Consider the following 12,221-nt stretch of genomic DNA (forward strand, 5'->3'; position numbering starts at 1 on the left):
ACGACTCCCGGCCGGCCCAGCCGGGATTGCCGTGACCTCCCCCCAGGCCCTGTTTGCAGGTTTGGCGCCGGCGTGGGTGGCCGCCGGCGCAGTGGTTTGGCTTACCAGCCGAAGCCGGCACCGACGCCAACCGAGCTGTCGTCACTGCTGAAGGCACCGCCGAAGGTAACCGTGGCGCGATCGCTGATCGCACGCTGGTAGCCCAGCGACAACGCCGACTCGCCGCCCTGGAAACCGATGCCGACGCCGACCCGGTTCTGGGTGCGGATACCGGCGGCACTGGTGGCCATGTTGAGCATCGCCGCACTCATCGCACCCTGGCGGTCGATGCGGCGGTCCATGTGGCGCAGGCGTCCATCGATTTCACCCTTGAACACATCGAAGCTGTCGGCGACGGCCTGGACGCGGCTGTCGGTGTAGCTGTTCGCCGTGGCCACGCCACGGTCCAGCTGGCCCTTGTTGACGGCGTCGGTGGCGGTGGTGCCGGCGGCGACGTTGGTGACCTGGCGTTCGTTGCCTTCGCTGCCGACCGACACGGTGTTGGCACGATCGGCGACCGAACCCTGGCCCAGTGCCACGGCGTTGGCAGCCGTGGCACTGGCACCCTGGCCGACGGCGGTGGACGACGCGCCGCTGGCGACGGCGCCCTCGCCCATGGCCACCGCATTGGCGCCGGTCGCCGGGGTCCCGACCGGAATGCCAGCACCCGCCGCGGCGGCCGTCGGCGTACCCTGCACCCGCGCGGTGCCGGCCGGTGCTGCATCGGCTGTTGCACGCGCATCCGCGGCGCTGGCCAGCGGGCTGTCATCCAGCGAGGCACTCATCGCGCGCAGGCTGGCGGTTCCGGCACGCGTGCCACCGGCGGTGCGACGGTCGATCTCGCTGACCTTGCGGTCCAGCGCGCCCAGCGCATCGCCGACGTTGCTGTAGGTGGCGCCCTGGATCACGTAGTTCGGCGCCACGAACACGCCCTGCATGCCAACGCTGGCGCCACCGCCGAGGAAGCTAGCGGCATCACTTAGCGACTGGAACAGCTGCCCGCCGTTGATCGCCTGGCGGCTACCGGCGGCGATGCTGCCGGCACCGACGTTGTCGATGGTGGTGCCCTGGAAACCGGACAGGGTCAGTCGGTCACGGCTGGCGTCGTCGTAGCCGACCGCACTGGCCGCCGTGGTCTCGACCGTCGCGATGCGCGAGTCGAAGTCACCCACGCGGGTTTCCACTGCTCCCACCCGCTGGTTGGTGACGTTGAGCTGGGAGCCGGTGATCGCATCGGTGCTGCCGGCAGCGATGCGGCCGTCGGCGACGTTGACGATGCGCCGCGTGGCCGGACCGGCGGTGCCGTTGCCACCGCCGACCGAGACCACGTTGGCCTCCAGCGCGCGCGAACCGGCACCCAATGCCACCGAGTTGTTGCCGCTGGCGCCGCTGTTGGCACCCAGTGCCAGCGTCGCATTGCCGATGGCCGCGGCACCGCTGCCCAACGCATTGCTGCGGCCGCCACTGGCGTTGGCGTTGCCGCCAATGGCCACGGCATCGGTGCCGGTGGCACTGGCGGTACCCGAACCGTTGGCCTTGAAGCGTTGGCCGACCGCATCGGCGGTGGCGGCCACTGCATCGAGCTGGCCCTTGTTCACCGCATCGGTGGCCTGCGTACCCGCCGCGACATTGGTGAGCTGGCGGTTGATCGCGCTGTGGGTGACGCCGGCGGCATCGACCCACTCCTGCGCAGCACCCACCGACACCGTGTTGGCGCGGTCGGCCAGCGAGCCCGCGCCCAACGCGACGCTGTTACCGGCGTCCTTGGTGGTCCAGGTGTTGCTGCCGAGCACCGTCGCGTTGCTGGCCTGCGCATAGCTGTTGTAACCGACCACGGTGGCGCCATCTTCGGTGGCCCACGCTTCACTGCCGATGGCGGTAGTGAACTGGCCGGCGCTGGCGCTGGCGGCATCCTGTCCGGCCAGTGCGTTGAAGCCGACCGCCACGCCGTTCAACCCGGTGGCGGCGTTGTTGCCCAGAGCGGTGCCGTACTCGCCAGCCTTTGCCTGCACGCCGAAGCCGGCGCCGGCGATCTGCGCGATGGTGCCCTGGCCCACCGCCGTGGAAACATCGGCGGCCTGCGCAGCACTGCCTACGGCGGTGCCGAAGAAGCCGGCGCTGGCACCTGCACCAAACGCCGTGGCGCGCCAGCCGCTGGCCTGCGCGAAGTTGCCGACTGCCGTGGTTTCGCGACCATCGGCGATCGCGCCGTAGCCCACTGCGGTAGCCGCAAGGCCGGCGGCCTCGGCCATGCCGCCGACAGCGGTCGCCCCGATGCCCTGCGACTGCGACTGCGCGCCGATCGCAATGCTGGCCGCGCCGCCGCTACTGCTTTGTGCACCCAGCGCGACGGCACCGCCTGCGGTGCTGCTGGCACCGCTGCCGATCGCCACACCCTGCTCGGCCGTGGCCAGTGCGTCGACGCCGACCGCCGTGGCATTGGCAGCGACCACCGTTGCGCCGCTGCCCAACGCGGTAGCGCCGTTGCCAATTGCATTGGCCGCATTGCCAGCGGCGAGCGCGTTGTCACCCTCCACCAGTGCGCCTGCCTCGCCATCGGCATTGCCGCTGGCCTGGAACTGGCGGCTGGTCTTGTCGGCAACGCTGGCCACCGCGTCCAGCTGGCCCTTGTTCACCGCATCGGTGGCTTCAGTGCCGGCTGCAACATGGGTCACCTGGCGCTCACCGCCCGCGGTTCCCACAGCCACGGTATTGTCGCGCTCGGCCTTGGAGCCGGCGCCCAGCGCCACGCTGTTCAACCCACTGGCGGTGGCACCGGCACCCAGCGCAGTGGCATCCGCCGCATCCGCCCACGAGTTCCAGCCGATCGCGGTCGCGTAGTCTTCTGTCGCCCACGCACCCGCACCGAATGCCGCTGCACCAGTGCCGCTGGCACGCGACGGGATCAAGCCGAAGAAGGTGCTGCCACCAATGGCCACACTCTCCTCGCCACTGGCCTCGCTGGACTGACCTACGGCCACGGCACCGGTACCGGCCGCGGCAGCGCCGAAGCCGACTGCCGTGGTGTTGGCACCACTGGCCGCCGAGCCATAGCCCAACGCGGTGCCGAGGCGTCCGCTTGCTTCGGCATAGCCACCGACGGCGGTGGTGCCATCGGCCGAGGCGGCGCTGCGGAAGCCGCTGGCCAGTGCCTGCGTGCCGCTGGCGTTGGATTCAGTGCCGGTCGCGGTGCTGTATGCACCACTGGCCTGTGCACGCGCACCCACGGCACTGGCACCCAGCTCGCTGGCGCTGGCGCCGGTGCCGAGCGCAAGGCTGTCTTCGCCGGTGGCCTGTGCGGCACTGCCCAACGCTGCGGCGTTGTCGCCGGTGGCCAGCGCATCGAGGCCCACCGCCGTGGCGTTGGCCGCCAGCGCATTGGCGCCGCTACCGAGTGCGGTGGCGCCGTTGCCGATGGCGTTGGCCGCATCACCGGCGGCCAACGCGTTGTCGCCCTCAACCAGGGCGCCGGTTTCACCATCGGCGTTGCCACTGGCCTGGAACTGCCTGCTGGTCTTTTCCGCTGCAGCGGCTACGGCGTCGAGCTGGTTCTTGTTGACCGCATCGGTGCCCTGCGTGCCAGCAGCCACGTTGGTGATCTGGCGGGTATTGCCACCACCGCCCACCGACACGGTGTTGTCGCGGTCGGCGATCGAATCGGCACCCAGCGCCACGCTGTTGGCCGCGCGCGATTCGGCGGCGTTGCCCAGTGCGGTGCTGTTGATGCCACCGGACCAGGCGCCACCACCGACGGCGGTGGAGTAGTTGCCCGATGCTTCGGTGGCCAGCACGCCGAACAGCGAACCGCCGACGGCAACACTGTTGGTGCCGGTGGCCAGGCTGCCCTGGCCGGTGGCCGTGCTGTAGGCACCGGAGGCTTCCGCATCGCCACCCACTGCCACACTGTTGGAACCGGAGGCATTGGCGAAGTTGCCGAAGGCGGTGGCGTTGAACGCCGAGGCCTGCGCATAGCCACCGATGGCGGTGCTGTAGCCACCGGTCGCTTCTGCACCGATGCCGAACGCTGCCGACGCGGTGCCGCTGGCCACGCTCTCGCTACCGACCGCGGTGGAGCCGCTGCCGCTGGCGTTGCTGAAGTAGCCCACCGCCACGGCTTCCTCGCCGGAGGCTTCGGACAACACACCGTTGGCGGTACTGCCGGCACCACTGGCGATGCTGGCGGCACCGAACGCCGCGCTCTGCTCGCCGCTGGCTTCGCTTTCCGCACCCTGCGCGGTGGCGTACTCACCGGTCGCCTGTGCGTTGGCACCGACGGCGCTGGCGTTGGCGGCGCTGGCCAGCGCGTTGAAACCGATCGCCTGCGCGTTGCTGGCCAGCGCATTGGCACCACTGCCGAGCGCGGTGGCGCCGTTGCCGATGGCGTTGGCCGCATCTCCGGCGGCCAGCGCGTTGTCACCGTCCACCAGCGCCCCGGCTACGTCGTCGCCGCTGCCACTGGCCTGGAAGAAGCGGCTGGTGGTGGTGGCGGTACTCGCCACTGCATCCAGCTGTGCCTTGTTCACCGCGTCCGTGGCTTGGGTACCGGCAGCGACGTTGGTGACCTGGCGTTCGTTGCCGCTGCTGCCCACCGACACCGTGCGTGCACGGCTGGCAACCGAACCGGCACCGAGCGCGACAGCATTGCTGGCGCTGGCGTTGCTGCCGGCGCCCAATGCGATCGCACTTTCGCCGCCGGCCACCGTATTGGTACCGATGGCGATGCTGTTGATGCTGTTGCCCAGCGCCTGGAAGCCCAGTGCCACGCTGTTGTCGCCATAGCCGAACGCACCGCGGCCGACCGCAGTGGAACTGGCCCCATTGGCCCAGCTGTTGTAGCCGATGGAGGTTGCGCCGCTGCCACTGGCCCAGGCCGCGTTGCCAAAGGCCGACGCGTTGGTGGCGGTGGCCCACGCACCCGAACCGAACGCTGCTGCGCCACTGGCCGTCGCCCAGCTGTAACCCCCTACCGCGGTGCTGTCATCGCTGCTGGCGAAGGCGCTGTCACCAACCGCAACCGCATAGCTGCCGGTTGCACGCGACGTGCCGCCAGCAGCGAAGCTGTTGTCCCCGCTGGCCTTGGCCGCATTGCCGAACGCGCTGCTGGCGGCGCCGGTGGCCTGTGCGCCGCTGCCCACTGCGGTGGCGTTGGCGACGGCGGTGGTGCCTACCTGCTGCGCCGTGCCGTCGGCACCGATGATCGGCTGGTTGTACTCGTCGTAGGCCTGGCCGAGGCCACCGATGGCAACACCGCCGTTGCCGGTGGCGTTGCTGTTGCGACCCACCGCCACGGCGTCGTCACCGATGGCCGAAGCGGCGGCGCCATGTGCAACCGCGCCGGCGCCGATCGCATTGCTCGACGAACCGGCCGCGACCGCGCCTTCGCCCTCGGCGAGCGCACCGGCATCACTGCCCGCTTCCGGCTGGGCCTGGAAGAAGCGCGCGGTGTTGTCCGCGGTACTGGCCACGGCGTCCAGCTGCGCCTTGTTCACTGCGTCGGTGGCTTCGCTGCCGGCAGCGACGCTGGTGATCTGCCGTTCGTTGCCGGCACTGCCGACGGCCACGCTGTTGGCGCGCACCGCTTCGGAATTCGCGCCAAGCGCGACACTGTTGGCGCCACGCGCGGTGGCGTAGTACCCGACGGCCGTGCTCTGTGCGCCGCTGGCCCACGTCTGCGCGCCAAGCGCGCTGGCATTCTCACCCGGGGCGTAAGCGAAGTAGCCAACGGCCGTGGCTTCAGCACCGGAGGCTTCGGTCAGGCTGCCGTTGGCCACCGCGCGGTCACCGCTTGCGATGGCACCGGCACCGACGGCTGTCGCCGCTTCGCCGCCGGCCTGAGTCTGCACGAAGAAACCCAGGCCGGGAATCAGGTCGGCCGGGCCACCGATGGCCACGCTGCTGGTGCCGGTGGCGTTGCTCTGCGTACCCAGCGCCGTGGAGTAATCACCGATGGCGTTGGCGACCGCACCGAACGCGGATGCCTGCGCGCCGGCGGCATAGGCACCTACCCCGTAGGACGACGCCGCAAAGCCGCTGGCTTCGGCACTGGCGCCCACCGCGGTGCCACCGACACCGGCACTGGTGGCGCCGGTTTCCACCGGTACGCCGCCACTGGTGATCAGCGGATTGCCATCGGCATCAACAGCGGCACCACCGACGGCGACGCTGCCCGGGCCGTTGGCCTGTGCGTTGTTGCCGAACGCGGCACTGTTCTGGCCCGAGGCCAGTGCGTTGTTGCCCACGGCGGTCGCGTTCTGCGCAACGGCGTTGGCGCCCGCGCCCACAGCGGTGGCGCCGTTGCCGATGGCGTTGGCCGCCTCGCCGGCCGCCAGTGCCTCGTCACCTTCGGCCAGCGCGCCGGCATCGCTGTTGCTGCTGCCAGTAGCCTGGAACCGCTTGGCGGTGGCATCGGCCACGGCAGCCACGTCCTTCAGCTGGCCGACATTGACCGCGTCGGTATCTTCAGTACCTGCCGCAACGCTGGTGATCTGCCGGGTCAGGCCGTACTCGGTCGCACCGACGGACACCGTATCGACACGGTCGGCCAGCGAGCCTGCGCCCAGTGCCACGCTGCCGGTGGCAACCGCCGCCGAATTGGAGCCCAGTGCGGTGCTGTATTCGCCCACGGCGGTACTGAATGCACCCACCGCAATCGAGGCTTCGTTTGCGGCAGTGGCGCCTCGACCCAGTGCGGAACTGCCTGGGCCCATCGCCACAGCGCCACCACCTACGGCAGTAGCGCCGTCGGCGCTTGCTTCGGACAACGCACCCAGCGCGGTGGCCGCGCCGTTCTCGCTGGCGGCATAGGCGCTGGCGCCAACGGCGGTGTCACCGAGACCGAACGCTGCGGCGCTCTGCCCGACCACCACGCTGGCATCGCCGATCGCCAATGCGCCTTGTCCGAACGCACTGGCGCCGAGACCGGCGGCAATGGCCTGGGTGCCGATGGCGGTGGTGGCATTGGCCAAGGACTGGGCGCCGGCACCGGCGGCTACCGCGCCTTGCCCGTCGATCTTGGCCGCGTCGCTGTCATCACCTGCGCCATCAGCCTTGAAGTAGCGGTCCCCAGCTGCGGCGACATCCGCCAGCGCGGCCTGCGTGGCGCGCGCCTGCGCATCCAGCTGCCCCTTGTTCACCGCATCGGTGGCCTGGGTACCGGCGGCCACGTTGGTGATCTGCCGTTCCTTGCCGGCATCGCCGACAGACACCGTGTTGGCGCGCGTAGCCTTGGAGCCTGCGCCCAGCGCAACGCTGTTGGCTGCACTGGCGCTGCTGTTGCCACCGATCGCCACCGCGTTGCTGCCCTTGGCACTGGCCGTGCCTTCAACCAGGCACTTTTCCAGCAGCTTGCCGCTGAGTGCCACACAGGTGGCGCTGCCACCGATCTGCACCGACTGTGCAGCGGCGGAACTGCTCATGCCCAATCCCAATACCAGGCCCAGTGCCACCGCCAACAGCGCGGGCGTGGCCTGTGTCGTATCGCGGCGCTGGTCGACAACACCACCGCTGCTGTCGGAGGAGGCCAGCTCCGAGGCCACCACCAACTGACCCAATGCTTTGTTCCAGACCTTGCGATAAATCCGATTCATCGGTACGGCTCCTGATTGGACTGGTTTTGGGCAAAGCGACGCCATCGCCGAGCCTTCTGGCCCAACGTCCCCTGGGGGCGTCTACTCGCGTGATTTACTGCGGGTAATGCCGAACGGCGCGCAGCGACAGAAACCCGAGCGCATGCGCCAAGCGGTTACTGCGAAATGAATGATTCTGAAACGGGCTTCAAGTGTTAACGGCAACTTTGCAGATCGTCAAGACTTTGACACGGCAAATCCTATTGCCGTGAAGCAGTTCACCATTTCGCGTGTTTATAAAAGAACTTCGTTATGCACACGTGACGAACTGCTGGCGCATGAAAATCGATGTAACTAGCGGGCGCGACAAGGGTTTCGCGCGCGCAAAGAAAAACCCGCCGGCAACGCGGCGGGTTTTCCATACGCGATGGCATTGCGCCGTGCGCGCAATGCTGCGATCAGCCGCACCACACCCGTGCGTTACGGAACATGCGCATCCACGGCGAATCACCCTGCCATTCGGCCGGCGCCCAGCTCATGTTGAGCGCGCGCGGGGTGCGCTCGGGGTGCGGCATCATGATGGTGACCCGGCCGTCGCTGCTGGTGAGGCTGGTGATGCCATCCGGCGAACCATTCGGATTCAGCGGATACTGGCTGGCAACGTTGCCATGGCCATCAATGTAGCGCAGCGAGACGCGGGCCGCGGCCTGGTCGACGGCCGTGTCGAACACTGCCTGGCCTTCACCATGCGCCACCGCCACCGGCAGGCGTGAGCCGGCCATGCCACGCAGCAGGATCGACGGCGACTCCACCACTTCCAGCAGTGCGGTACGGGCTTCGAACTGCTCGCTGGCATTGCGGCGGAACTGTGGCCAGTGCTCGGCACCCGGAATGATGTTCTTCAGCTGGCTCATCATCTGGCAGCCATTGCACACGCCCAGCGCGAAGCTGTCTTCGCGTGCGAAGAACGCGGCGAAGGCATCACGCAGTGCGCTGCGCTCCAGGATCGAGGTAGCCCAGCCACGGCCGGCACCGAGCACGTCGCCATAGCTGAAGCCACCACAGGCCACCAGGCCGGTGAAGTCCTGCAGCGCCACGCGGCCTTCGATCAGGTCGCTCATGTGCACGTCGAAGGCGCGGAAGCCGGCGCGTTCGAAGGCGTTGGCCATTTCGATCTGGCCATTGACGCCCTGCTCGCGCAGCACGGCCACGCGCGGGCGCGCACCGCTGCTGATGAACGGTGCGGCCACGTCTTCGTTGAGATCGAAGCTGAGCTTCGGCTTCAGGCCCGGTGCGTTGAAGGCACGTGCCACCTCGCGCTCTGCGTCGGCATTGGCCGGATTGTCGCGGCGCTTCTGCATCGCGTGGGTAACCGACCACCACGCGTCGAACAACGCTTCCCAGCGCCATTCGGCCAGGTTTTCGCCACCCAGCGACACGCGCACCATCGGTGCGGTGGTCGGCTTGGCGATGCGCTGCGCGCATTCGGTCAATGCATGGCGTTCGACAAGGTCGGCAAACGCGGCGCGGTCTTCGCGTGCGATCTGCACCACCGCACCTAGTTCTTCGTTGAACAAGCTGCGGAACGGATCGTCACCCCAGGCATCGAGGGTGATGTCCAGGCCCAGGCGCGAGGTGAAGGCCATCTCGCACAACGCGGCGAAGGCACCGCCGTCGCTGCGGTCGTGGTAGGCCAGCAGCAGGCCGGACTGGCGCGCATCGCGGATCAGCTCGAAGAAGCCACGCAGGCGCTGCGGATCGTCCAGGTCCGGAGTGGCACCGGCGAAGGCCGGCAGGTCGCCGTGGTCGGCGTGCACCTGGGCCAGGATCGAACCGCCCAGGCGCTGCTTGCCGGCACCCAGGCCGATCAGCCACAGCTCGCTGTCCACGTCGCGGTCGAGCAGCGGGGTCAGCTGCTGACGCACGTCGGCGACCGGCGCGAACGCCGAGATCACCAGCGACACCGGCGACACGCTCTTGTGCGCCTCGCCCTGGTCGTGCCACTGCGCCTGCATCGACAGCGAGTCCTTGCCCACCGGGATGCTGATGTCCAGCTGCGGGCACAGTTCCATGCCCACCGCCTTCACCGCGTCGTACAGCAGTGCGTCTTCGCCCGGATGGCCGGCCGCGGCCATCCAGTTCGCCGACAGCTTGATTTCATCCAGCGCATCGACCGGGGCCGCACACAGGTTGGTCAGCGCTTCGCCCACCGCCATGCGTGCCGACGCAGCGGCGTCGAGCAGGGCCAGCGGGGTGCGCTCGCCGATCGACATCGCTTCGCCGGCGACGCCGTCGAAGTCGGCCAGGGTGATCGCCACGTCAGCCACCGGCAGCTGCCACGGGCCGACCATCTGTTCGCGCGCGGTCAGGCCGCCGACGCTGCGATCACCGATGGTGACCAGGAAGTTCTTCGAGGCGACCGTCGGGTGCGCGAGCACGCGCAGGCCGGCTTCCTGCAGATCCAGGCCACCGGTCTTCAGCGCCGGCCAGCGCGGTGCCGGCGGGTGCGCAGTGTCGCGGTGCATCTTCGGCGGCTTGCCGAACAGCACGTCCATCGGCAGGTCGATCGGTGCGTCGGCCGGGGTGTGGCCCGGCACGGCGCCATAGGCCACCACCAGATGTTCCTCGGCGGTCGCCACGCCAACCGCAGCGAACGGGCAGCGCTCACGCGCACACAGCGCGGCGAACTCGGCCAGGCGCTCCTGGGCCACGCCCAGCACGTAGCGTTCCTGCGATTCGTTGCACCACAGCTGCATCGGCGACAGCGACGGATCATCGGTGGGCACCTTGCCCAGATCGATCACGCCGCCGACCCTGGAGTCGTGCAGCAGTTCGGGGATGGCATTGGAAAGGCCACCGGCGCCGACATCGTGGAAGAACTTGATCGGGTTGTCGGCGCCCATCGCCACGCAGCGGTCGATGACCTCCTGGCAGCGGCGTTCCATTTCCGGGTTGTCGCGCTGCACGCTGGCGAAGTCCAGGTCCTCGGCGCTTTCACCGGAGGCCACCGAACTGGCGGCACCGCCACCCAGGCCGATCAGCATCGCCGGGCCACCGAGCACGATGACCGCATCACCGGCCTGCAGCGGGATCTTGTCGACCTGCACGCGGTCGATCGCGCCGAGGCCACCGGCCAGCATGATCGGCTTGTCGTAGGCGCGCACCAGATCGGCGCCTTCGGGCAGTTCGAAACTGCGGAAGTAGCCGAGCAGGTTCGGGCGGCCGAACTCGTTGTTGAACGCCGCGCCACCGAGCGGGCCGTCGGTCATGATTTCCAGCGCCGGTGCCATGCGCGGGTTCAGCGCGCGCGGCGCCTCCCACGGCTGCGGCAGTTCCGGAATGCGCAGGTGCGAAACCGAGAAGCCGGTCAGGCCGGCCTTGGGCTTGCCGCCGCGGCCGGTCGCGCCTTCGTCGCGGATCTCGCCACCGGCACCGGTCGAGGCGCCCGGGAATGGCGCGATCGCGGTCGGGTGGTTGTGCGTTTCCACCTTGATCTGGAACGCGCTGGGCACCTGCGGCTCGCGGCGGTACTCGCCGCTGGCCGGATCCGGGCGGTAACGCGACGCCGGATGGCCTTCAATCACCGCGGCGTTGTCGCTGTACGCGCTGAGCGTGTGCTGCGGGGTCTGCTGGTGCGTGTTCTTGATCATCCGGAACAGCGAGCGGTCCTGCTCCTGGCCGTCGATGGTCCAGCTGGCGTTGAAGATCTTGTGGCGGCAATGCTCGGAATTGGCCTGCGCGAACATCATCAGTTCCACGTCCGACGGCGACCGGCCCAGCGCAGTGAAACGCTCGCGCAGGTAGTCGATCTCGTCCTGGGCCATGGCCAGGCCGAGGCGCTGGTTGGCGGCCTCCAGCTGGTCCACCGGCACGCGCTCCAGTTCACCCCGGGCCGGTGCCGAGAACAGCGCCTGGCCCTGTTCCACGGTCTCCAGCACGGACTGCGTCATCGGGTCGTGCAGCGCCTTGACCAGCGCCTGCTGGGCGGCGGCATCGGCCGGCCAACCCTGCACGTCGATGCGCAGGCCACGCTCGACCCGGCTGACCGGCTGGCCGGCACCTCGGACCAGTTCGGTGGCCTTGCTCGACCACGGCGACAGCGTGCCCAGGCGCGGCACCACGATGCGGCTGACTGCGCCTTCGGCCACGGCTTCGGCCTGCGGCGCCGCTTCGAGGATGCGGCACAGCGTGGTCAGGTCGGGGGCGGCGCTGCCTTCGGGCTGCACGAAGTAGACGTGCCAGGCACCGCTGATGCGCAGGGAGGGAGCGATGGACTGCAGGCGGGATTCAAGACGTTCGCGGCGGAACGGCGACAGGGCGGGCGCGCCCTCGAGGACCATCATGTCCGGGGAACCGTAGTTGGGAAACGGGCCCGACATTGTACCGGAAGCGGGGGAAGGGCTCTGGCCGGGCGGCCCCCGCCCCCCGCCGAGGCCAGGGCAACGGCAACAGCAACAGCAACAGCAACGGCAACGGCCAAAGCAAAAGCGGGGTTCCCGTGGGATGGCGGGGTGGGTCCGGTGGCGGGGGACGCCGTAAACCCGTCCCTGGGGGCTTGGCCGCGGCATCCATGCCGCGGACACCCCCGCCACCGGACCCACCCCGCCTCCGACAGAT

2 protein-coding genes are annotated in these 12,221 nt (G+C 69.3%); both read right to left on the reverse strand.

What is annotated here, in order from left to right; genetic code table 11:
* Positions 1-101 precede the first annotated feature (101 nt).
* On the reverse strand, positions 102-7,625 hold the full coding sequence (locus BN1263_RS08270) for an ESPR-type extended signal peptide-containing protein (protein ID WP_058980470.1): 7,524 nt from the start codon (positions 7,623-7,625) through the stop codon (positions 102-104).
* Positions 7,626-8,062: 437 nt separating this feature from the next.
* The gene (purL, locus tag BN1263_RS08275; protein WP_144435331.1) at positions 8,063-11,947 is read right to left on the reverse strand and encodes a phosphoribosylformylglycinamidine synthase; all 3,885 of its coding nucleotides are present in this window, start codon (positions 11,945-11,947) and stop codon (positions 8,063-8,065) included.
* Positions 11,948-12,221 lie beyond the last annotated feature (274 nt).

The organism is Stenotrophomonas thermophila (assembly GCF_001499715.1).
GTDB classification, from domain to species: Bacteria; Pseudomonadota; Gammaproteobacteria; order Xanthomonadales; family Xanthomonadaceae; genus Stenotrophomonas; species Stenotrophomonas hibiscicola.